This is a genomic window from Microseira sp. BLCC-F43 (genome assembly GCF_041929235.1).
Classification (GTDB): domain Bacteria; phylum Cyanobacteriota; class Cyanobacteriia; order Cyanobacteriales; family Aerosakkonemataceae; genus Microseira.
Window position 1 is genome coordinate 17,028 of sequence record NZ_JBHFNP010000200.1, and the last position, 24,028, is coordinate 41,055.

14 protein-coding genes and 1 pseudogene are annotated in these 24,028 nt (G+C 45.8%); 6 read left to right on the top strand and 9 right to left on the bottom strand.

The genetic code is table 11. The features are described from left to right. Window positions 1-86 precede the first annotated feature (86 nt). The 3 genes from ACE1CM_RS27590 to ACE1CM_RS27600 form a co-directional block, all read right to left on the bottom strand. Entirely contained in the window at window positions 87-1,748 is a 1,662-nt protein-coding gene (locus tag ACE1CM_RS27590; protein WP_374882057.1) for an ABC1 kinase family protein, read from the bottom strand. Between the two features lie 110 nt (window positions 1,749-1,858). After that, entirely contained in the window at window positions 1,859-2,155 is a 297-nt protein-coding gene (gene yidD / locus ACE1CM_RS27595) for a membrane protein insertion efficiency factor YidD (protein WP_374882058.1), read from the bottom strand. A gap of 362 nt (window positions 2,156-2,517) precedes the next feature. Then, window positions 2,518-3,579, bottom strand: a complete 1,062-nt coding sequence (locus ACE1CM_RS27600; protein ID WP_374882059.1) for a mannose-1-phosphate guanylyltransferase — start codon at window positions 3,577-3,579, stop codon at window positions 2,518-2,520. 1,395 nt (window positions 3,580-4,974) lie between these two features. Here ACE1CM_RS27600 and ACE1CM_RS27605 point away from each other — a divergent pair. From ACE1CM_RS27605 to ACE1CM_RS27615, 3 genes are all read left to right on the top strand, one after another. Further along, a complete protein-coding gene (locus ACE1CM_RS27605; RefSeq protein ID WP_374882060.1) occupies window positions 4,975-5,793 on the top strand; it encodes a squalene/phytoene synthase family protein in 819 nt (272 codons plus the stop codon). 495 nt (window positions 5,794-6,288) lie between these two features. Beyond that, on the top strand, window positions 6,289-12,774 hold the full coding sequence (locus tag ACE1CM_RS27610; protein WP_374882061.1) for an AAA family ATPase: 6,486 nt from the start codon (window positions 6,289-6,291) through the stop codon (window positions 12,772-12,774). A gap of 11 nt (window positions 12,775-12,785) precedes the next feature. After that, the gene (locus ACE1CM_RS27615; RefSeq protein WP_374882062.1) at window positions 12,786-15,473 is read left to right on the top strand and encodes a response regulator; all 2,688 of its coding nucleotides are present in this window, start codon (window positions 12,786-12,788) and stop codon (window positions 15,471-15,473) included. A gap of 507 nt (window positions 15,474-15,980) precedes the next feature. Here the strand turns inward: ACE1CM_RS27615 and ACE1CM_RS27620 are convergent. Then, window positions 15,981-17,582: a metallophosphoesterase family protein gene (locus tag ACE1CM_RS27620; protein ID WP_374882063.1), complete on the bottom strand. Its 1,602-nt coding sequence runs from the start codon at window positions 17,580-17,582 to the stop codon at window positions 15,981-15,983. 264 nt (window positions 17,583-17,846) lie between these two features. Between ACE1CM_RS27620 and ACE1CM_RS27625 the strand changes: the two genes are divergently transcribed. Further along, entirely contained in the window at window positions 17,847-18,560 is a 714-nt protein-coding gene (locus ACE1CM_RS27625; protein WP_374882064.1) for a hypothetical protein, read from the top strand. A gap of 150 nt (window positions 18,561-18,710) precedes the next feature. Here ACE1CM_RS27625 and ACE1CM_RS27630 read toward each other — a convergent pair whose 3' ends face one another. The 5 genes and pseudogenes from ACE1CM_RS27630 to ACE1CM_RS27650 form a co-directional block, all read right to left on the bottom strand. Beyond that, window positions 18,711-19,652 carry a calcium-binding protein gene (locus ACE1CM_RS27630; protein ID WP_374882065.1) on the bottom strand — a complete coding sequence of 314 codons (942 nt, stop codon included), beginning with the start codon at window positions 19,650-19,652 and terminating at the stop codon, window positions 18,711-18,713. 226 nt (window positions 19,653-19,878) lie between these two features. After that, window positions 19,879-20,181, bottom strand: a complete 303-nt coding sequence (locus ACE1CM_RS27635; RefSeq protein ID WP_374882069.1) for a Calx-beta domain-containing protein — start codon at window positions 20,179-20,181, stop codon at window positions 19,879-19,881. Further along, window positions 20,082-20,867 (bottom strand): Calx-beta domain-containing protein, encoded by a 786-nt coding sequence (locus tag ACE1CM_RS27640; RefSeq protein ID WP_374882070.1) that lies wholly within the window; start codon window positions 20,865-20,867, stop codon window positions 20,082-20,084. The genes ACE1CM_RS27635 and ACE1CM_RS27640 overlap by 100 nt, the downstream gene beginning before the upstream one ends. 36 nt (window positions 20,868-20,903) lie before the next feature. Further along, a pseudogene (locus ACE1CM_RS27645) lies at window positions 20,904-22,160 on the bottom strand (Calx-beta domain-containing protein); the annotation flags it as partial. 12 nt (window positions 22,161-22,172) lie between these two features. Further along, a complete protein-coding gene (locus ACE1CM_RS27650) occupies window positions 22,173-22,766 on the bottom strand; it encodes a DUF4347 domain-containing protein (protein WP_374882066.1) in 594 nt (197 codons plus the stop codon). A 23-nt stretch (window positions 22,767-22,789) separates the two neighbouring features. Here ACE1CM_RS27650 and ACE1CM_RS27655 point away from each other — a divergent pair, with 23 nt between their 5' ends. Then, window positions 22,790-22,951, top strand: coding sequence for a hypothetical protein (locus ACE1CM_RS27655; protein WP_374882067.1), 162 nt, complete (start codon window positions 22,790-22,792; stop codon window positions 22,949-22,951). A gap of 534 nt (window positions 22,952-23,485) precedes the next feature. Next, complete coding sequence (locus ACE1CM_RS27660; RefSeq protein ID WP_374882068.1) at window positions 23,486-23,677, top strand: hypothetical protein; 192 nt, start codon at window positions 23,486-23,488, stop codon at window positions 23,675-23,677. The last annotated feature ends 351 nt before the right edge of the window (window positions 23,678-24,028 follow it).

Here is a 24,028-nt window from a genome sequence, read left to right on the forward strand (position 1 = left end):
CAGCGAATCGGCTAAACATACCATAAAAGCTTTATTCTTACAATGGGTAAGAACCCCGGTTTTTTGAAAAAACCGGGGTTCTGAGGTTAAGACCTGAGACGGCCAGAGCGCAGAATACTAATAATTAACCACAACCCTAAAAAACTCGCGACCCCAAATAAAGCATTGCTTAAAATAGATAGCTGACTGGTTTGTGTCGAGATAATTGCTGCCCCAATAATCAGCGAACCCACCACGATGCTAAAAGAAAGTCGATTCGCCGCAACATCGACGGTGCGGCGTACAAGATCCAGGTCTTTTAGGGTTAAATTCCACTTTAAAGTTTCCGACGTAACCCGGTCTAAAAGCAATTCAATCTGGCGGGGAGATTGTAAGGAAAGACTTTTAATATCAAGCGCCGTTCTCAACAGCGCTTGCACCGGGTCGTTGCCAATTAATTGCCGTCGAAACAAATCTGTAATCAACGGTTTAACTTCATCCAAAAGGTTGATTTCTGGGTAAAACGAGCGCGCCACTCCCTCTAAATTCGCCAGAGTTTTAGCATACAATCCCAGATTTCCAGGCAAGCGAATTTTATTATTCCGGGCGACTTGCAGCACCTCGTAAAATGCCTGACTGAAATTAAATTGAGCCAGATTGATATTGTAGTACTTCCTCAACATGCGCTCGTAGTCATTCTCTAACTGAGACACGCTGGTAGACTTAGTAAATTCGGCGAGTTGCAGCGTTAACTGAGCGCACCGCTGAGCATCTAAATCCACAATTGCTAATATCATCTCGGTCAAAATACGCTGGGTGCGCGGGTCGAGGCGACCGACCATGCCGCAATCTAGCAGCGCTACGCGACCATCTTTGAGATAAAATAAATTGCCCGGATGGGGGTCGGCGTGAAAGAAACCATCAATATATAACTGTTGAAAAAAGGCGCGGAATAATAGGGTTGTAATTTCCTGTCGCCTTTCGGGGGTTAAGACTACACCCGTACCATTGCCGTTATTTTCCTCGTATATAACAGGCGCTGATAACAACGGTACTCCATCCATCCATTCCATTACGAGTAATTTTTCCGTCGTCAAATCCCAAAAAATTTCTGGCACGACGAGTTGAGAGGGATCGAACCAGCGACTAGAGGATAAATTGCGCCGCAATTGGTCAGTAAACCCAGCTTCTCTGCTAAAGTCTAATTCTGCCTCTAGAGCGTTGCTGAATTCTTCTGCTAAAGACCTAATATCATAGTCTTGACCAAACTCAGTTAGCGCGACTAAATCTGCTACCCCTTTAATCAGAGAAATATCGCGGGCAACAATTGCATCAATTCCCGGACGCTGCACTTTAAGGGCGACTTCTCGACCATCAGCTAATGTAGCGCGATGAGTTTGGGCAATCGACCCCGCCGCGACGGGTTGTAAATTAATAGTGGCAAAAGTTTCTTCCAAAGGTTGTTTAAGTTGCTGCCGAATCATCACGTCAATTTCTGACCAGGGAACCGGCGGCACATCATCTTGAAGCGTGGATAATTCTTCGATATATTCCCCTGGCAAAAGGTCGGGGCGAGTACTCAACAACTGTCCTAATTTGACATAAACGGGGCCTAATTCGATCAAGATTTTGCGTAGAACCGCAGGCGGGGGTAATTGGGGTTCATCAGCTTTTGCGCCTGTCAGCAACCGTCGCATGTAGTCCCAACCGTTGCGTAAGACAACTTCGATAATATCTTTTTGGCGCGAAACGCTTTGGGTTAAAAACATAATGGCTAATGGCTAATTGCTAATGGCTAATTGCTAATGGCTAATTGCTAATGGCTAATTGCTAATTGCTAGGAATTGTTGACGATTAGCAATTAGCAATTCGCGATTAGCTAAATAGGTAAACAACAAGGAATTATAATGCACTTGAAACCGGCGGTTGTTTGTGCGGCTTTCAGGGTAAGGCTGGCGGCGGTGCAATCTCTGAAACGTTGAACGGAGGATTGCACCGCCGATAACAAATTTTGCTCTGCGAACATGCGCTTGACATATTCCGAGCAAGATTCGTCACCGTGTAACAGTCTATGGGGGCAAGAAAAGCCCTTGAGCGGCGAGATGTGCTGCTGATAGGCACTAATTGCGTTTAGTGCCACTGTTCTGGTTGGTGTATCAAAGGTGCTAGTTTGCATGGGAATCCACTGACTCGACAAGCGACCTTTAAGTTTTAGCGGCTCAAGCAGTTTCAGTGCATCTACCTAGAGTTTAATACTATTTTAGATTTTAGATTGCAGATTGCAGATTGAGGAAACACGACGAGCCCAGAAACCGAGGCGAGAAACCCGGTTTCTTTATCGCTATCTCATTGCCAAATCCAGGATTTTTCAGAGAAACCGGGTTTCTTTTAGATTGCAGATTGCAGATTTCAGATTGAGTAGGGGCACGGCTAAGGTAAGTTTTGTCGCCAAATCAAAGTTTTTCGGATGCCGTGCCCCTACCGTGTTGCTCGGGGAATGGGCTATTACCAATTACCCATTACGCATTACCCATTACCTCATAACAAATCTGAGAATTTTGGATTGTCTTGCAGGAGTTTGAGTACCTGTTTAATTTCTTGGGTGCGGTCTTTTTTGACGATGAGGGTGGCGTTGCGATCGCGCACAATCACGATATCTTCCAATCCAATCGTCACGATGACTTCAGTGTCATCGCTCGAGTAGAGAATTGCCCCTGATGTATCCAATCCTACATGATTGGCTAATTCTACATTTGGCTTATCCCCTTTCAGCAGGCGTTCGATCGCGTTCCAATCTCCTAAATCGTCCCAGCCAAACGACGCGGGGATGACGTGTGCCAGTTGGGTTTTTTCCATCAAGGCGTAGTCGATACTTTTCTTGGGTAACTTTGGATAGGCATCGACGCCAGATTCTGCCAAAGGAGTGATGATTTCTGCTGCGTGGGCGTATAGTTCTTTTAAAACTACCCCAGTGCGAAAAATAAACATACCGCTGTTCCAGGAGAAGCGATTCGTCGCCAGAAACCCTTCTGCGGTTTGACGATCGGGCTTTTCGGTAAAGCGGTTGACGCGGTAAGCGGGAAAATCGCCAAACGTGGCAATTTGTTCGCCTTGTTCGATGTAGCCGTAACCCGTTGATGGGTAGTCCGGCTTAATTCCCAAGGTAACAATTGCATCTTCTTTAGCTGCCAGTGTTGCGGCGGCTAATAGGGTGTTTTGATAGGTTTCTTGGTCTGCGATCCAGTGATCCGCGGGGAAAAAGCCGACTACGGCGTCTTCTCCATAGCGTTTCTGCGTTTCCAAAGCTGCCCAAGCAACTGCGGGGGCGGTGTCCCGTCCTTCAGGTTCTACCAACAAGTTTTCCGGTGGCAGGTGGGGCAGTTGGGAGGCGACGCCATCGGCTAACTGACCACTCGTTACCACCCACAGTTTTTCCCAACCAAGAGCGAGTTCTAGCAGCCTTTGGGCGGTTGATTGCAAGAGACTGTTGCCAGTTCCGTCTAAACTTAAAAACTGTTTGGGTCGGTGCTTGCGGCTGAGAGGCCAAAAGCGTTCGCCTTTACCACCAGCAAGAATTACAGGAATTAAGGATGTACTCATTGGTAACCTATTGCGGTATCTAGTATTTTGATTGAGCCACTTTGCCCACGCTTCGTGACGCGGATTGGGGCCAGGAGTTAGAGTTAACTTTTCGCTCTTTAATAACTCAAGTTGCTAGTTATCTCTCTGGGAGCGGCTAATGGCTAATGGCTAATGGCTCAATCAGTAAAAATCCTATATTAGCAATTAGCAATTAGCAAGCTTGCAACGCCAAAGTTTATAACTAGCAACTTGCGTTAATAGCTATCTGGTCAACCGTTCCTAGCTTTTGGGAGAACCGCTTTGGGGGAGCATGACACTGCCCACTTTCAGACTCGCTTACAAGGGTTCGCGGCTTGTTGAAATTACTTCCATGCCTCCACAAGGATCGACTCCGACCCTGGATACCGACGGGCAGCATCCTGCAATAGAAGCGTATCGTCATTACTCAGTCTACTCAACTAAGAAAACGAGACAATAATTCTCTGTGCTGTTGGCTATCTACAATCAGTGTAATTTCTGTGATAAAAATCAATGATGAAGTCTTGCTTTTAGCCAATTACTATCACCTCCTGTTAAGTGGCTTTTTAAGCATACACTACTGTTTTAAATACCTAGCCAATATTAATTTACAGCGGATGGCAATCTTTGTGAGGTACAGCATCACTGAAGATGTACTTCTACTTCAAGAGTCTCCATCATCTCCATCAAGCTCCCAGTGCAACCCCCTATTATCCGCTCAAATCAACTGCAAAGGTCGGTTTATTAAGCGAACAGGACTTACGCACGGGATGCCTCAAATGCCGATCCCCCCTTAGCCCCCCCTTGCCATTGGGGGTTGGGGGGATCGATGGGTCATATCATGTCCTTAGGCATCGGTTGTATACAGCAGATTGCAAGCGAGTGAAGTACAGCCAATAGGCTTCGAATGCAATAGCGGCACCCTTAAGGGTGCCGCTATTGCATTCGAAGGTGTACCTCATGCGCATGCAATCCGCTATATAGTCGATTGTGCGAAAAGCTGTTTTTTTCCCTCCCATCTGCCCTTTGAGCTCACCTGCTCACCTGCTCACCTGCTCACCGCGCTACCGCAGCAAGCGGACATGATATCAGTCCTGGGGAAGAGTCCCGTGCCCGCCGATGCTGACGCGAACCGCCCTGCGGAATTTACGTAGTGGCGATTGTATCTTACTTCACCCTACTCTAAATCTGATAAGTTTCACTCATGGTAAAGAACACGACATGGTTAGATAGGGTGGTGCGTACAACAGCCAAAATTTGGCAGGGTCGCCCTGTGGTTTCACCCGCAAGCGGGCGTGTCTAATGGTTGCGATCGCTATCATGAGGTGGCACAACAGCAGTGCCTGTGGCACAAGCCTTAGTCTAAACTCCATAAAGAATGTGAGGAGCGAGCAAATGGAATTGCGTCAAGATGCCTTGGAGATTCTCAAACAAACCAGTCGAACTTTTTACATCCCCATCAGTGGTTTGCCCCAGGGACTGCAAGAAGCCGTAGCATCGGCTTACCTGTGTATGCGTGCGATTGACGAAATTGAGGATCATCCACTGCTAGATAACTCCGTCAAAGCAAAGCTGTTGCGAACAATTAGCATGAAATTGCAAGCAGCCGTCGATCGCAGCAGTCTGGAAGACTTATCCCCTGCTTTGAAGAGCCACCCAAGTCCGCTACCGGAAGTCACTTGGAGGATAGGAGAATGGGCAGTCCTTGCCCCCGCAACCATTGCTCCTCGGATTTGGGATGCCACCGCTGCAATGGCAGATCGGATGGCACACTGGTCTGAAACCAACTGGAAAATTCACACCGAAGCCGATCTAGATCGTTACACGTTTGGGGTAGCGGGTGCGGTGGGATTGTTATTGTCTGACTTGTGGGCTTGGTACGATGGAACGCAAACCAACCGCACCCACGCCATCGGCTTTGGTAGAGGCTTGCAAGCGGTTAACATTCTACGCAACCACATGGAAGATCGATCCAGGGGTGTTGACTTCTTTCCCGATGGCTGGAACAAAGACCAGATGTACGCCTACGCCCGCCGCAACCTCTTTCTTGCCGACGCCTACACCCAAGCTTTGCCCCTCGGTCCGGCTTTAGATTTTTGCAAAATTCCCCTGACTTTGGCTTACGCTACCCTGGACGCCCTGGCACACGGTGAAGAGAAACTCAGTCGCAGTGCGGTGATGGCTTTACTCGCCCAGGTGAGTGCCGGGAAGTAAGCTCTTCGCGACGCCAAAGCAGGGGACCAGGTGGGCAGAGGAGACAAGGGAAACAGGACTTACGCCAAGAAACCGGGTTTCTAGGATCGTGGCGCGTCAGTCCTGGGAAAGCTATCCTATGCCCCCTAGCTGGGCGGTTGGTTTAATTGTGATTTCCTGGGGATCCGGATGGGCGATCGCATTCAATCAACTTGAAAAATATAATGCAAGAGCCAAACAACTCGCTTCACCCGGCAAAGAAAGGCTTTACAGTAACCTATGCCCCGATTTCCCAGAGCCAAAAATATGCAGCAGGCGAAACGGTAAATCTGCGGCTTTTAGGTTTGACTCAAATAGGTTCAATTCGCGGGTTCTTCTCCAGGTTTTCAATCCTTGCGCGCTCCTGGTAAGTCTTGTGCTAACCTGCGTTCCACTAAAAGTGTTACATATAAATAATACGCCTAATCCTCATGGATTCTGTCTTTTTTTTTTAAATCCCTGACGCCAACTAAATTTATGATTTCTTTAGCAAACGTTGTGATTCGAGACAAAATTTACGAAAGCGCTAATTCTTTTGTTTATCGAGCTACAAGAAAATCAGATAACACGGCTGTAATTCTGAAGGTTCTCAAACAAGACTATCCCACCCCAGCTGAACTGGTGCGCTACAAGCAGGAATATGAAATCACTCGCTCCTTTAATATACCAGGAGTCATCAAGGCTTACGACTTACAAGAATACCAAAGAACTCTAGTCATTATCCTGGAAGATTTTGGCGGAGAATCTTTACAGAAATTGCTCGCCTCTTCCCCCAACCCCCCTTGTTTGCTACAAGTCGAACAAGGGGGGTTGGGAGGATCGCCCTTAGCCGAATTCTTGCGGATCGCCATCAAAATTACCGACATTTTGGGTCAAATTCACGCTGCTAATATTATTCACAAAGATATTAACCCAGGTAATATAGTTTTAAACCCAAAAACTGGGGAAGTTAAAATTATCGACTTTGGCATTGCCACTCGATTAACCCGCACTAATCCCAGCTTGTCTCATCCTAATGTTTTAGAAGGCACTTTAGCCTATATGTCCCCGGAACAAACGGGAAGGATGAACCGTTTTCTAGATTACCGCACCGATTTTTACTCGCTTGGGGTTACCTTCTACGAACTGATCGCAGGAAAACTACCTTTTACTACCACAGATCTGCTGGAATTGGTGCATTGTCACATCGCCAAACAGCCAGTCCCTCCCCATATTTTAAGAGAGGAGGATGTGCCTAAACCAGTTTCAGATATTGTCATGAAACTGATGGCGAAAACTGCTGAGGAACGATATCAAAGTGCTTGGGGAATCCGCGCCGATTTAGAAACATGTCTCAGACAGTTAGAAACCACGGGTATTATTGAAGAATTCCCCATAGGTTCTCAAGATATTTCAGATAAATTTCAAATTCCCCAAAAACTTTATGGGAGGGAGAAAGAAGTTGCAACTTTACTAGCTGCCTTTGAAAGAGTCGCAGGAGAATCGGTCGAAAAAACTTCGTCTCCCCCCTATTTGCGAAACGAAATGATGCTAGTAGCGGGTTATTCTGGGATTGGAAAATCAGCACTTGTCGCCGAACTTTATAAACCTATAACTAAACAAAAAGGCTATTTCATTTCAGGCAAATTCGACCAATTTAAGCGGAATATCCCCTATTATGCTGTTGTTAATGCCTTGGCTGGATTGGTGCGGCAACTGTTAACCGAAAGTCAAGCTCAGTTAAACCAATGGCGAGGCAAAATATTATCGGCTTTAGGTGCTAATGGTCAGATAATTATTGATGTGATTCCCGAAGTAGAATTGATTGTGGGAAAACAACCCACCTTACCCGAATTGGGGCCAACAGAAGCGCAAAATCGTTTTAATTTGGTGTTTCAAAAATTTATTGGGGTATTTTGTTCTCCCGCACATCCATTAGTTATCTTTCTCGATGATTTACAGTGGGCAGACCTCGCCACGCTTAAATTAATTCAACTAATAATGACCGAGGCAAAGACCCCATATTTGTTTACGATCGGGGCATATCGGGATAACGAAGTTAACTCCACCCATCCCTTGATGATAACCCTTGATGATTTACGCAAAAGAGGCGCAATTATCAATCAAATTACCTTAGCCCCTTTACCACTCGATTGCGTCAGCCAGCTAATTGCCGAGACTCTGCATAGTTCCGTTAAAAATGTTAAACCTTTGGCAAAATTAGTTTGGCGAAAAACGGGGGGCAATCCTTTTTTTATTAATGAATTTTTAAAAGCTATTTATGCAGAAAACCTGATTGCCTTTAACCCAAATGTTTCTCAGGAAAGATGGAAGTGGGATTTAGCTCGGATTGAGGCGATGGGGTTCACAGATAATGTAGTGGAATTGATGATAACCAGATTGAAAAAACTGCCTATTTCTACTCAAAAATTGTTGCGTGTTGCCGCTTGTATAGGAGAATATTTTGACTTAAATAACCTGTCAATAATTAGCAAAAAATCTTTAAAATACATCGATAAAATTATTCTATATGCCGTGCAATTAGGGGTAATATTGCCGACGTCAGAACTGGACGATCAACTTTTAATTCAAAAATACAAATTTGCACATGACCGCATCCAACAAGCTGCTTATGCTTTAATTGCCGAAGAGGATAAAAAAGCAATGCAATTACAAATCGGTCGATTGCTATGGCAGAATAGCTCAACCGAACGGCTATCAGAAGAGATATTTAAAATTGTCGATCATCTCAATCTTGGCGTTGAACTTGTAACCAATCGAAAAGAACGAAATGAAATAGCCAGATTGAACTTGATAGCGGGGAAAAAAGCCAAAGCAGCAACCGCTTATGATTCAGCCGTCAGGTATTTGAATTTGGGGCGGGAAAATTTGGCAGAAAATAGCTGGGAAACCGAGTATGAATTGACGCTAAATCTCTATGTTGAAGCCGGTGAAGCCGAGTACTTAAATACTAACTACAACCAAGCCGAAACTCTATCCAATGTTGTGCTGAAGCAAGCAAAAACGGTACTAGACAAAGTTAAAGTTTATGGAACGCGAATCCTGTTTTATAGCGCTCAAAACCAATTGCAAACGGCTATAGAAACTGGGTTAGAAGTGCTAGAAATTCTAGGAGTGTCCCTGTGCTTGTCCCAACCTCAAACCCTGTCGGTGGAGGAACTCTACAACCTGCCAGAGATGACCGATTCCTATAAGCAGGAAGCTATGCGGATCTTAATGATGCTATTCGCTCCTGCTTATTCTACCAATCCAGCACTGTTGCTACAAATTTCATTCACAATGGTCGATCTATGTATCAAATATGGCAATTCGCCCCTGGCTGCTTACGCTTATGCTTTGTATGGCTTACTGTTATGTGGGGTACTCGAAGATATCGAGTTGGGTTATCAATTTGGCAAACTTTCTTTAAGGATATTAGATAAATTTGATGCCAAAGAAATAAAATCTCGCGTTTACAACAAATTTAATTCTTTTATTATCCACTGGAAAGAGGCTGCCAGAAAATCATTAGAACCTTTGCGCGAAACCGTTCAAATGTGTTTAGAAACTGGGGACATAGAATTTGCTTGTTATGCTTCACTTAACTATTGCATCAACCTTTCTTTGGTAGGAGAACCTTTGGAATATGTCGATCGTCAAAACAGGCAATATTGTAGCTTTATGCAAAATCTAAAACAGGATTTGCCTCTGCATGTCAACCAGCTATGGGCTGAATTTGTTGGTGATTTGATCGAGAAAAAACCAGATAACAACCTGGGTGTAACTGAAAAAAAACTGACCAGAATGGTAGAGAATAATACAATTAGTTTTCTTTATACTTTTTATCTGTTAAAAACTATCCTCAGTTATTTTTTTAAAGATTCGGCTCAAGCTGTTGCGATCGCATCTGAAGCCGAAAAATACGAAGCTGGTTTGTCCGGGTTGTTGCCGATTACCCAAATGCCTTTCTACTCTTCTCTGGCTCTGCTTTCCCATTATACCAATAATTCAAGCACCGAGAAAATAGCAGATATCCAAAAAGTAGATGCTAACCAAGAAAAACTGAAAAAATGGGCGGAACATGCTCCGATGAATTTTCAGCATAAGTACGATTTAGTGGCAGCAGAAAAGGCCAGAGTTTTAGGGGAAAATTGGTCAGCAGCGGAACTTTACGAACGCGCGATTAAAGGCGCAAAGGAAAACGGATATCTTCACGAAGAGGCATTAGCTTATGAGTTAGCGGCAGAATTTTATTTGGCGCGGGGAATGGAGAAGATTGCCCAAACTTATATGACTGAAGCTCGCTATGGTTACGTTCGCTGGCAAGCAACGAGTAAGGTAAAAGATTTAGAGGAACGCTATCCACAGTTTTTGGTTCAAAAGTCCCTAAGCAGTACCCAGATTGCTACAACGACTTCAAACAGTAGCACGACTGCATCGAGTGCTTTAGATTTGAACAGCGTCCTCAAAGCTTCCCAAGCGCTTTCGGGTGAAATTGTGCTGGGGAACTTGTTAGCCAAGATGATGAAAATTGCGATGGAAAATGCGGGAGCGCAAACAGGTTATTTGATTCTGCAACAGCGGGGAGAATCTGGGAACGAGAACCCACAATGGACGATTGAGGCATCGGGAACGATTGAATCCGAGCAATTCCAGGTTTTACAATCGATCCCGATGGGGGACGCGATACTGTCTACTGCAATAGTTAACTATGTAATCCGCACCCAAAAGAGCCTGGTTTTAGATGATGCGGCGAAGATAGATGATTTTGCTGAAGACCCCTACATAGTCAAACAGCAACCTAAATCTATTTTATGTACGCCGCTGTTAAATCAAGGCCACTTGGTGGGTATTCTTTATTTAGAAAACAATCTGACGACTGGGGCATTTACGCCCCAGCGACTAGAAGTGTTAAATCTCCTATCTTCCCCAGCGGCTATTTCAATTCAAAATGCTAAACTTTATGCCCAGTTGCGCCAAAGCGAGAGCAAGTTGATGCAATTTTTAGAAGCTGTACCCGTTGGGATAGCTGTATTTTCTCCCAATGGTCAAATCTCTTACATGAATCAGACGGGACAGCAGATACTCGGTCAAGGTGCTAGACCTGAAGCTGCACCGGAAGAATTAGGGTTAACTTATCAACTCTATATTGCCGGAACCGATCAAATATACCCGACCGAACAAATGCCAGCAATGCTGGCTCTCAAGGGTGAAACTGTAAGGATTGATAATATGGAGTTTCATGGCGATGGAAAGATTATACCCTTGGAGGTGATATCTACACCAGTTTTCGACGAAAAAGGAAATATTATATATTCGATTAATGCCTTTGCTGACATCACCGAACGCAAACAGGCAGAGAAACTATTAGCAGATTACAATCGAATTTTACAGCAGCAGGTGCAAGAGCGGACTTTGGAATTACAGCGGGAAATTGAGGAGCGAAAACGAGCGGAGAAAGCGGCTTTGGCAGCAAGCGAAGCTAAAAGTACTTTTTTGGCGAATATGAGTCACGAATTACGTAGTCCACTTAATGCGATTCTCGGTTTTGCCCAGTTGATCAGTGGCGATGGCAACATCACCCCAGAACACCAAGATAGCTTGGGCATCATTACTCGCAGTGGGGAACACTTGCTCGCTCTGATCAATCAAGTTTTAGATTTAGCCAAAATTGAAGCCGGACGTACAACCCTTAACGAAGTAAACTTCGACTTGCATCGCCTGCTATTAGACTTGGAAAATATGTTCCAGCTCAAAGCTGAGGAAAAAGAATTGCAGTTGGTGTTTAATAAAACTCTAGACGTTCCCCAACACATCCGCACCGATGAGGTAAAGTTGCGCCAAGTATTGATTAACCTGCTTTCTAACGCGATTAAGTTTACCTCCTCAGGCACTGTATCGGTGCGGGTACAGTTGGTAATGGGTAATACCCCACCCCCCACAGACCCCCAATCAACTAAACCCACTTCCTTAGTACCTCCTCCTGTTAGCGGGGATAGGAAAAAGTCGGGGGAAGACTCCGAAGACATTAGTAATTACCCATTACCCATTACCAATTACCGATTGCGCTTTGAAGTTGAAGATACTGGTTGCGGGATGGCGCCAGAGGAATTAGAAACATTATTTGCAGCGTTTGTACAAACGAAAGCAGGTAAAGAATCTCAGGAAGGGACGGGTTTGGGGTTGACAATTAGCCGCAAATTTGTAGAGATGATGGGAGGTGAAATGACGGTTAGCTCGCAAGTGGGGAAGGGGAGTATTTTTAAGTTCGAGATTGAAGCAATAGCTATTGCTCCCGCCTCGATGGAACGCTTGCCATCCACCCGCCGCCCGATCGGATTAGCACCCAACCAAGGAGAATATCGCATCCTGATCGTGGATGATAACCGAGATAATCGCCAACTGCTGTTCAAGATGCTTTCCCGCTTTGGTTTTGAACTGCAACAAGCTAGCAACGGCGTTGAGGCAATGGAAATTTGGCAAGCTTTTGAACCGCAGTTAATCTTTATGGATATGCGGATGCCGATTATGGATGGTATGGAGGCGACTAAACGAATTAAAGCCACCGCCAAAGGTCAGGAGACGGCGATCGTTGCCTTGACTGCTAGTAGCTTAGAACAAGAGCGAGCCGCGATCCTGGCTGCGGGTTGCGATGATTTTATCCGCAAACCGTTCCTAACGACAGAGATTTTGGATGCCCTACACAAACATATCGGAGTGCAATACCTTTACGAGCAACCTGCTGCCCCAATTGGCTCAACTGCAACCTCATCAGATATCTTGAGTAGATCTGCGATCTCTGCGTTGCCTGCCGATTTGATTGCTGACTTTCGCCAAGCCATAATCGATCTAGATGTGGAGATGATACAGACCTATATCGAGCGCATCCAAAAGCACGATCGCCCCCTCGCCGATGCTTTAGCTACTTTGGCTAAGAACTTTGAGTTTGAGCAGATCTTAGCTTTAATCAACCCGGAAACATAAACAAAACAAATATGAGTCAGGATAAAATCACTTCATTTAAAGGCAATATTTTGGTGGTGGATGATATCACCGCCAATTTGAATCTATTGAGCGAGCTTTTATCTTCTGCCGGGTATAAAGTGCGCCCCGCCCCCAGCGGCAAACTAGCGATTCAGTCGGCTCAATCAACGCCACCCGACTTAATTTTGCTGGATATTTTGATGCCAGAAATGGATGGCTATGAAGTTTGCGCCAAGCTAAAAGCTTCATCAAAAACCAAAGATGTCCCCGTTATCTTTGTCAGCGCTTTGCACGAAGTATTTGATAAGGTGAAAGCTTTTGCAACTGGCGGCGTAGACTATATTACTAAACCGTTTCAAGCTGATGAGGTGATAGCGCGGGTCGAAACTCAACTGCGAATTAGTCGGTTGGCGAGACAATTAGCCGAGCAAAATATCCGGCTGCAAGCGGAAATTGAAGAGCGCCAGCGAGTTGATGCCGAGATGCAATCGGCGAGAGCTTTCGTTGACTCGATCGTGGAAAATATCCCGAACATGATTTTTGTTAAAGATGCAGCTCAGCTGAGGTTTGTCAGCTTTAACAAAGCGGGTGAAGAGCTATTGGGTTATTCGCGCGAAGAGCTAATAGGTAAAAATGATTATGATTTTTTCCCACCCGAAGAAGCTGATTTTTTCGTCGCTAAAGACCGGGAAGTGTTGGCGAGTGGAGAAGTTTTAGATATTCCAGAAGAACCGCTTCAAACTAAAAATAAAGGGATCAGAATACTGCATACAAAAAAAATAGGAATCAGGGACGCAACTGGAAAAACGCAGTATTTGTTGGGGATTTCTGAAGATATTACCGAGCGCAAAATTGCCGAAGAAAAACTCCGCACTTCCGAAGCGAATTTGGCAGCCGCTCAAAGAATTGCCCATATGGGTAATTGGGAATATAACTTTGTTACCCAAAAGTTTACTTGGTCGGAAGAACTTTTCCGCATTTTTGGTTTAGATCCCAGCGGATATGAGCCAACTTACGCCGAACTTTTAGAAAAAATTTATCCCGATGACCGAGAGATGTTTGAATGGCACGTACAACGAGCGATCGCATCGGGAATTCCCTACGACATCGATTTTCGCTTTTTTCTTCCCTCCGGTGAAATCCGCTACTTGGGAACAAGGGGAGAAGGTATTGCAAATGAAGAGGGAGAAGTTGTCAAGTTATTTGGCACGGCGATAGATATAAGCGATCGCAAACAGGTAGAAGAAGCACTCCAACTAGCCAAAGAAGCCGCCGAAGTTGCCAATCACGCCAAAAGCGAATTCCTGGCAAATATGAGCCACGAATTGAGAACGCCGCTCAATGCCATTTTAGGCTTTGCCCAAGTGATGCAGCGCAATTCTTCCTTATCAACTCAAGACCGGGAATATCTCAATATTATTATGAATTCTGGCGAACATTTGCTGGGATTAATCAACGATATTTTAGATATGTCCAAAATCGAAGCGGGCAAAATTAAATTCACCGAAACCAGCTTCGACCTGCATCGCCTGCTTGCGAGTATGGAAGAAATGTTCTGCATCCGCGCGTCATCAAAAGGCTTGCAACTCCTAATTGAATGCTGCGAAGAACTTCCTCAATACGTGCAAACCGACGAGGCAAAATTACGTCAAATTTTAATTAATTTGCTAGATAATGCCATTAAATTTACCGAATCGGGTCTAGTGAAATTGCGAATAAAAGCCGAGTTGGTGCAACAGAAACAATTACCCATAACCGATTATCAATTATTCTTTGAAATAGCAGACACAGGCCCCGGTATTCACCCAGAAGAAATAGAAATTTTGTTCCTCCCCTTTATCCAAAGCACAAGCAATCGAAGATATAACGAAGGCACTGGTTTAGGTTTACCCATCAGTCGCAAATTCGTCCAACTGATGGGGGGAGAACTCACAGTGGACAGTCAACTGGGTAAAGGTTCTACTTTTAAATTTGATATTCCGGTGCAGCTGGCTCAATCGACTGACATTAAAATTGAACAACCAATCGGACGGATAATTGAATTAGCACCAAACCAAAGAAAATATCGCATTCTGGTCGTAGAAGATAATTTAACCAATCGGCTTTTGCTGATAAAACTATTGACATCAGTAGGCTTTCAAGTAGCAGAAGCTGTTAACGGTCAAGCAGCAGTTGACGTATGGAAGAGTTGGCAACCCCATCTAATTTTGATGGATATCCGGATGCCGGTGATGGATGGTTTTGAGGCAACAAAATTGATTAAGCAAGCACCAAACGGCAAGGAAACTGTGATTATTGCCTTAACCGCCAGCGTGTTTGAGGCGCAGCGAGAAGCTATTCTAAAAGCAGGCTGTAATGATTTTATTAGTAAACCGTTCCAAGAAAACCTATTGTTTGAAAAAATTGCCGCTCATTTGGGGGTGTTATATACTTATCAAGCGCAAGCGCAACCAACTTCCCCAGGGGGAGAAAGCATTGAGCAACTCACCCCTGAAGCTTTAACTGTCATGCCAAAAGAATGGCTCGCTCAGCTCAACGAAGCCGCCGAAACCTGTCAAGATGAAAATATTCTCGCACTGCTCGATCAAATCCCCAAGTCCCAGGAAGCTTTAAAGCTAGCTTTAATCGATTTAGTCGAGAACTTTCGCCTTGATATTATCTTCGAGCTAACTCAAGCAGCGACTCAAGAAGCTGCATGAGCGAGTCATATTATGTCCGGTTACATCGAAATGATTAGCTTTCTTGGTAATTGGTAATTGGTAATTGGTAATTGCTAATTGCTAATTGCTAATTGCCCCTACACCCGGTTTCTGGCCTCGTAGGTGCTTAAGTCCAGTATATGTAGGGTGCGTTAGTATATGTAGGGTGCTCTCTTCCAGCAGAGTACGGCACCAGAACACCATATTTATAGCAGTTCGCGCTGGCGTATTTACAAATACTGAATTGAATCTCGTGTAGCGAGCGTGTACTCTATTCTAATCTGTAACTATACCAGCGCTTCGCGCTATAGCGCTCTTCTGTCACTCTCATGGGAGTATAAAAGGAAAAGCCTTGCGGGCCAAGGGTTTTATGCTTTTTGCATTGATTTTGACCCCGCAAGGCTTTTCCTCAGTTAAATCAAGGGTTTCAGAATATTCTCTGCTTAGAGTGACAGAAGCGCTATAGTTTTGTTGCGTAAGTCCTGAAGTAATTAAGCGGAGATGATATCAGCGGATGGGGTTGGGGGAGGTATTTAAAATAGTAAAGGGTTCGAGTTGGCGATCGCTCCACCTTCTTTGAGATAATTCGGCAATCAAAGGTCGGACAACAAACTTAGGCGGACACCCGTCAAACACGTCAATTCGCAAACAAGAATAGGGGCGTCGCTTTTGCAATCCTTGACCGTTGCGACCGACAAAAAGTAAAGAATCCGCTACTTTAAGGGAAAGCTGCTTCTCCCCCTCTCTAAAAGTTTCCATCAATTGAGGCCCTTCTGTGCGCTGACGGCGCAAACTGTGACCGCTACCCCCGCAAACAATCCAGTTTAAATGAGAATCGGCATATCCCGTATTCCCGGTGCGAAGATATTCCAAACAGTGGGCGTGACCGCTCAAGCATAAATCTACAATTGGACGATCTTGGGCAAGATTTCCCACATCTTTCGCTACTCCATCCAACACCCAACGAATCCGCTGACGCACCGCTAGAGTTTGCGCCTGACGCCACTTTGTTGCTTCAGTTACGTAGGGGGGATGGTGAAAATAAACCACGCGCCCGCGCACTTCTTTTGTATGCCAAGATTCGATTAGCCTTCGCCGCAACCATTCCAATTGTTCAAAATCTGTGGTAGTTTGGTCATCGGCTACCAATTGTTTCTCAATATCAATCGTAACTTCATCAATTTGTTCTAATTTCGCGCGCAAATCGTCGAGTTGTTCGGCATCTTCGGGCGAGTCGGGATTAAGCTGGGCAGATGCTTCGAGGATTTCCAATTTTTCCCGTTCCAAGTCATTTTTGAGTTGGTTTAACTCGCGGCGGTAGCGTTCCCCTTCTTTAGTATTGGGTAGGGGTGCGGGTGCGTTAAAAGTATTCGAGTCAAGGGCAAAAAAATCGATGCCGCCATAACGAAAGGTGTAATAGCGGTTCGGTAATTTAGTAAAGCGTCCGGGTTGATAAACTAGACAGCGTCCCGTGTCTGTACTAGCCGTGTAATGACTATCTAAATGAACGCTTAATTCCCCTTCATTATTGAACGCCAGCAGGTAATCAAGAAATGCTTTAGCATAAGCTTTACCTTGAAACGAACCGTGCCAACCAATATCTAAATCTATTTTTGAGCGCAACAGGCGGCGCAAAGGCCAAGTTGCTTGTGCTAGGACACCATACAAGATGGGCAAATCGTAATAATCATGATTGCCGGGGACGGGGAGAAAGGGTAACTTGAAAATCATGCGATCGCTATCAATCTGTTTCGGTTCTTCCCCGCCGACCAAAAACTCCTGGTAAGGTTGAATAAAGTTTTGCAAGTAATACTCGCTAGAACCCACCAGATAAATTACATCCCCCGTATGGAGGACAAAACGGCAACCCTCGCCTTGTTGCAACATCAGTTGGGCAACTCGTCGCTGGGGGTTATCTCCCCCGTGGGCGCCGGACCCACTATCGCCTATAACTAAAAAGGAAAATTCTGGATCGTCCGCCGCGCCATCTTGTATTACCATACGGGTTTGATCGATACCCCGTTTGACCAAACTCGGTTCTTGCCAGCGCACCCGTTCCTTCATTTTGCGGATTTTAACATCGATTGGCGGATCGGACACAAATTCCATACTCGCGGTTTCCCTTCACACTGCGGATCTTTCCTTGCAATGTCGATTGTACCTATTTGCACCAGAGATTCTGCATCTGCCTTTGTGTCGGGGTTGTTGGCAAAAGTTATAACTTGGGTTGAGCAACCAAACCCAACTGGTGAGGTTGTAGATCGCAGCCGTTATAGTTGTAGGTTGGGCCCTAGGTCCGAAACCCAACTTGTGAGGTTGTATGCTAGTACCTAACGCACCTAAATTTAACTGCATAAACACGAGCATTTCTAAATGAATGCAGACACAATCAACACCATCCTGTCCCTAGCTGAAGAAAGCGACATCTTGCTCTTCGGCGAAATACATGGAACCCAAGAATTTACCCTGGCGATCGCATCACTTCTGGATGATTTTTATCGGTTGAACTATCGCGCGATTGGTCTTGAAATCAGCAGTTCGCAACAAGAAATGCTGCACCGTTGGGCAACTGGAGAAACCAACGATATCCCAGACTTCTTTACTCATCCTTCTTGGGAAGGGGGTAGGGGCAATCAACAAGTTCTCAGCTTTGCCCAGAATGCAATTGTGGCTGGCTGGCAGATAATTTGCTTTGATATATCTATTGGGAATGAGTCGATGGATTGGAGCGAGCGCGATTTGGGTATGGCTGAGAACTTGCTCGCACAATGGCATCAGCTTTGTCCAAATAATAAAGTAGTTTGCATCTGTGGCAACCTTCACTCTCGACACGCACCTTTACCTGAAGATTGCGCCGATTTATGGCCTTCATTTGCGGCTCACATTCAAAGACTCCGACCCGACGTTAAAGTCAAGAGCATTAATATAATTTTCCACGACGGCGCTTTTTTTAACATGGAAGTCCGCAACTTCGTTAGCAAACCCATCCAGGAGCCTTACTTTTCCGAAGATAAAAAACTAGGACATACAGCCGCATTACACTTGCCCTATGCAACACCAGCTACGTTTCTATCGCCCCCCAGCTAGCATAACAGTTGTAGGTGAGGTTGAGAAACGAAACCGTAGGGGCACGGCATCAGTAAGCTTTGTCGCCAGCGCAAAGTTCTTCGCTTGCCGTGCCCCTACGAATGATTCAGATACAACCGGATTCGATATGATAACCCAGCGATCGCAACCTTAAGCGATCGCAATAAAATCCTGCTGTCCGAGCAAACTAGCTTGAACTCCCGGTAAAATTGCCAGAATTTCACTGCTATTTTGCACCCCAATCAAAGCACTACCGTTGCTATCGATCAAATTCAGTTGTGCGAATGTCAACCCACCCCTTAACACCAACAGATCTTCACCATCGGTAAAATCGAGAATTACATCTGTAACTTGACTCCTTGTCAAAGCAAAGAAGTCGCGTCCTTCCCCGCCCCGCAACAGATCTTGACCGAGATCCCCGAACAACCAATCATTTCCAGTACCGCCGGTGAGGATGTCATTATCTTTACCGCCGTATAGGGTATCGTCGCCTTCATCGCCATTAAGATTGTCTCGCCCTTCGTTGCCGAATAACAAGTCATGCCCTTTGCCACCGCACAGCCAATCTTCCTCGCCATTATCGACGCTGCTGCCGTTACCGCCGTACATCGTATCGTTGCCATCGCCACCGCACAGACTATCGTTCCCCTGATCGCCATACAACAAATCATCGCCCGCATCCCCAAACCCAATGTCATCATTTTGACCGCCGTATACCGTATCGTTGGCGTCATCGCCCACAAGGGTATCGTTGCCTTGATTGCCCGAAAGCAAGTCATTGTCCGCCCCGCCAAACAGCAAGTCCCGTCCGTTATCCGCACCGCCGTAGAGGGTATCGTTCCCCTGATCGCCGCCCAAGGTATCGTCGCCAAAATCGCCGAACATCAGGTCGTCGTTTTGACCGCCCCGCCCGAAGTCATTTCCTTGACCACCATAGACCGTATCATTACTTAAACCGCTAGCAATCCAGTCGCCGCCTCTGTTGCCGTTGATCGAGTCGTTTCCAGCTTCGCCTAGAATCCAGTCGCGCCCTTGACCGCCATAAATCGTATCGTTCTCCGCACCGCCAAAGATATTATCGTTACCTTGCAACCCGAAGATTCAATCCTTACCGCCAAAGCCGTTTAATTGGTCGTTGGCGTTTGTACCGATGAGGATATCGTTGCCTTTGCTACCGGAATTGATGGCTGTCACGGGGTTGGGGGAATGGTCTACGCCAGGGATAGAATCGATATTGGGACGCACCAAATTGTCGCAGAAGCAATCCTCTGGGGGCTGCGTAGGTTTATCGTCGTCGATAATACTAATAATGCCCGTATTATCCGCAAGCGTGGTTGCACATGAAAGTTTCGGTAGGTTCTGGGAGGGTATCGGAGTTAACCGCGACGGTGATGGTTTTGCTGGTTTCGCCTCGGTTGAAAAGCAAGGGGGTAGAAGCAATGGCAGTATAATCGCTACCAGCATTAGCAGTGCGATCAGCGGTAGCATAATTTACCGTCACCGGCAGTCCGCTAGCCGCGCTTAAACTAACGGTAACGACAGCGTTTGTTGTACCACCAGTGCCTTCGGTAACGCTGACATCGCTGATAGAAATACTAACCGGATTGTCATCATCGTTAATCGTCGCAACGCCTTGGTTATCGGCAATAGTTGCATTGGTAGGATTAGAAAGATTGAACTTTCTAATAAACTATCGCCATTGACAACAACGCTAACAATTTTCTTCGTTTCTCCCGGATTGAAATTTAACCCGGTTGCAGAAATAGCATTGTAATCGCTTCCCGCCGTCGCCGTGTTATCTGCTGTACTGTAACTAACGGCGATCGGTTGATAGCTAGGGTTAGAAAGACTAACCGTAAAGTCAAAGTTAACCGTGCCGGAATTTCCTTCGCTGCGGGTGACATCATCAATCGAAATTGTGGGTTGGTTATCATCGTTGGTAATCTCACCCGTTACTTGTGTTGTCGCACCTAAGTCGGCATTGGTGGCACTATTGAGTTTAACGGTAAAGTTTTCATTTCCCTCAAATTGGCGTTCTCCATTAACATTAACGGTGATAGTTTTAGTTAAGGGGTCACCTGGATTAAACACCAGGTTGCCATCGTTATCCACATAGTCACTATCCGCAACAGTCGCAGTACCATCATTCGTACTGTAATTGACAGTAACGGTTTGGAAGGTGGGGTTGGAAAGATTGACTGTGTAGGTGTAAGCAGTTATTCCAGAATTACCTTCGTTATTAGTAATAGGGGGGGGGGAAATAATGATGACAACAGGTTGGTTGTCATCATTTTGGAGCAGTCCCACAGCAGTTCCAGTACCAGCAATCGTCCCAATATTGGCATTACTCAGTATGAGTTTAAATGCCTCATCGGGTTCGGCGATGTTGTCTGCTTTGACTTCTACGGTAATCGATTGGGTTAAGTCACCACCCGCAGTAAATGTTAGCGTACCCGATTTGGCGGTATAGTCGCTGGTGCTGGATGCTGTATCGTCTACTGTGGTGTAATCGACGGTAATATCTTGACTGGTGGGATTGGAAAGGGCGACATTGAAGGTGAAGTTAGTAATGCCGCTGTCGCCTTCACTTTTACTGACGTTGCTAATACTAATAATCGGCGTATCGTCGTCAGCAATTGTCCCGATTGCACTCGCCTTGTCGTTCTTCGCACCCGTGTTGGTTAAATTAACGGTGAAGGTTTCGTTGCTTTCATAAATATCATCGCGAGTGATATTAACGGCGATGTCTTTAGTCGTTCCCGATTCCGGATTAAAGGTAAGCGTACCCGCCGTAGCGGTGTAATCTTTTGTTGAATTAGCCGTACTGTCGGCTGTGGTGTAATTGACGGTGACGGGGATGTTGGTTGGGTTCGATAAACTGACTGTAAAGTTAGCTGTTGTTGTGCCTGCACCCGTTCCTTCGGTGACGCTAACTGGGTTAATGCTAACGGTGGGTGTGTCGTCATTGGTAATCGTTCCCTTACCCTTTCCTGCTGTTGGGGAAATGATGGCGTTAAGCGCATTTGTCAGTTCGACTTGGAAGAATTCGTCGGCTTCGTTAATGTTATCGGTTGCGATGGGAATTTCAATCGTTTGGGTGAGGGAACCTCCGGGAGTAAATTTAACGGTTCCTTTGCTAGTTGTATAGTCGATATCTGCTGTCGCTGTTCCACCGCCTGTAAAGTAATCGACGCTGATGGTATCGCTAGCAGCACCCGAAAGACTAATCGTAAAGCTGAGATTTTTTGTCCCACCTGTTCCTTCGGTAATTGTGGGGTTGTCGATGCTGACGGTGGGGAGGGGGGGTGCAAATGTGTTTTTGTACAGTCGGGCAATCGGCGCTGAATCCGCGTCACCCGTAAGCAGGAAATCCGGTTTGTTATCGCCGTTGTAATCCGCCCAGGCGACGGAACTAAAGTAAACACCAGGCAAGGTGACAGAGGTGTCTTGGGTGAAGGAGTTTGCTAGCAAGCCGTTGTAGGTTTGGGCGGTGTCGCCCAGAAATGGCAGGGTGGCTTCTATATTGCCTGCTTTCACTTCCAAATCCCAGTCTCCGCCTAGTGCAGCACCTCCTGTGAAGTCATCAGATGCGGCGATATCTGCCCCGGTGAGTTAGGCGAGGCGGGTGAGGAAGTTGGTAGGTTGTGTTGTTAGCCCGCCGGGGAATAAATTCCCCGTCTCATAGCTTAAGTCGGTTGAAACCGACTGATTTGACGCGCTTTCAGCCAGCCCGCCGGGGAATAAATTCCCCGTCTCATAGCCCAAGTCGGTTGAAACCGACTGATTTGACGCACTTTGAGTCGGTTTTAACCGACTTTCGCTATTAGCCTGGGGTTTTAACCCCAGGCGGGTCGTGTCGCCTTGAGAGTCTGCCCCAACCTTGCAGCCGTAGAGCAAAATATCCGCATCGGGGGTGAGGCTTTCTCGCCACTGTTGCAGGGATGGGGCGTATTGGGTTTCTAACGTCTGTGCGTTGAGAATGCTATTTCCCAGTTGGATGCTGCCTTCGCTGCCGTGGGAAACGATGTGAACGGCGGAAAAATTACCGCCTTTTAAGGCTGCGGTGATTTGCTCTACGCCGTCTTTTGTCGGGTCGAGAATAACAAATTGAACATCTGGTTGAAGGCCGCTAATTAAACTTTCCCGGTCGGGAACATTGGCATCGATGAAGGCGATTTGGGTAGCGGGGCGGCGGAAATCTGACATAATTTACCTACAGAAAATTGACAATGAACAATAATTCTGCAAGGCTTTATAGCCGATTGCCGCCGTATGAGGTACGGCTTGACAAACAAAGCGAAAACGCTGTACCTCACTCGCTGGCAATCCGCTGTATTGTTGCGCTTGCTATTGGCAACCGACGCACCCAAGACACGCAAATTTTGCCGTAAGTGTCTTTTTTCCCTTGCCAAAATCGCGTTAATTAACGCTTTTAGCGCGGGTAAAATTACCTACCAGTCTTTAAAACCTGTTGACAGGCAAGAAATAGCCGATTTTTTTGGTAAAAAAGTCAGGCAATAATTTAATCAGGTTGTTTTAGCCTTGATTACTATTTATTCAAGGAAAAAAGAATGCCTATAGTAGATCCACCGAAACAGAGATTAGGAAGATACTCATCTGGTTAATATAGCAATTTCCCGGAAGAAAAATTAGGCATTGCTGCGAGCGTATACGAAATTTTACTTAAGCTTCATAACTTGTTATAACCTACTTTCCGCACCCTGAAGTGTCACACTACGAATTTTGGTCAATAGGCGACTAGGGACTAGCGGCTAGCGATCAAATTTTTCGGATTTTAAGTATTTTAAGTTACCAGCCCCTAGTCGCTGATTCCGAGAAAACCGATTGTGCCAGTTGAGGTTGCGCGTGGGTGGGTTATGATCGGGAGTAAATTTACGAGAAATCACTAAGCTAAAGCGTCGAATTTGCTACTAAGAGGAGAGATTTTAGGAAAAAATACGGGGGTTTGTCGGGGCGATCGCTTTCACAGAGGTAGGATAGAACAAAGCGATCGCGCCCTGAGAAGGTATGCGATGGCTAGCATCCGTATTTTTGACGAAAAAAGCTTTGATCGGCTAGATACCCGACTTTTCCAAGAAGTCGGGTATCTATATTAGATCTAGGTGCGTTACTTTAAAAGCCCCCCAAGGTATCCCCCTCTTCCCTTAAAAAGGGGGATGTGAGGGGGATCGCTTTTTTTCTCCGGGGTTTGGGGGGATCGATTTTATAGCTAGCAACTTGGGTGATTAGATCTAGGTGCGTTACGGCTAATGCCTAACGCACCCTAGGTGCGTTACGGCTAATGCCTAACGCACCCTACGTCTATACTAAAATCTCATCTTAACTTTCTATATTCTATTAAGCGATAATTAATTTTATATCGCCTTCCTTGCACATTTTAAAACCCGGACCAAAATGACTCAACCATCCTCTGTCTATCAGTTCATTCCATCTCATAATCATGATGT

Bases quoted from the DNA above. Each gene is read 5' to 3' on its own strand.
- ACE1CM_RS27605 (WP_374882060.1), top strand. From the start codon at position 4,975: ATGGAATTGCGTCAAGATGCCTTGGAGATTCTCAAACAAACCAGTCGA.
- ACE1CM_RS27590 (WP_374882057.1), bottom strand. From the start codon at position 1,748: ATGTTTTTAACCCAAAGCGTTTCGCGCCAAAAAGATATTATCGAAGTT.
- ACE1CM_RS27620 (WP_374882063.1), bottom strand. From the start codon at position 17,582: ATGGAATTTGTGTCCGATCCGCCAATCGATGTTAAAATCCGCAAAATG.
- ACE1CM_RS27610 (WP_374882061.1), top strand. From the start codon at position 6,289: ATGATTTCTTTAGCAAACGTTGTGATTCGAGACAAAATTTACGAAAGC.
- ACE1CM_RS27650 (WP_374882066.1), bottom strand. From the start codon at position 22,766: ATGTCAGATTTCCGCCGCCCCGCTACCCAAATCGCCTTCATCGATGCC.
- ACE1CM_RS27600 (WP_374882059.1), bottom strand. From the start codon at position 3,579: ATGAGTACATCCTTAATTCCTGTAATTCTTGCTGGTGGTAAAGGCGAA.
- ACE1CM_RS27655 (WP_374882067.1), top strand. From the start codon at position 22,790: ATGAACAATAATTCTGCAAGGCTTTATAGCCGATTGCCGCCGTATGAG.
- ACE1CM_RS27625 (WP_374882064.1), top strand. From the start codon at position 17,847: ATGAATGCAGACACAATCAACACCATCCTGTCCCTAGCTGAAGAAAGC.
- yidD (WP_374882058.1), bottom strand. From the start codon at position 2,155: ATGCAAACTAGCACCTTTGATACACCAACCAGAACAGTGGCACTAAAC.
- ACE1CM_RS27615 (WP_374882062.1), top strand. From the start codon at position 12,786: ATGAGTCAGGATAAAATCACTTCATTTAAAGGCAATATTTTGGTGGTG.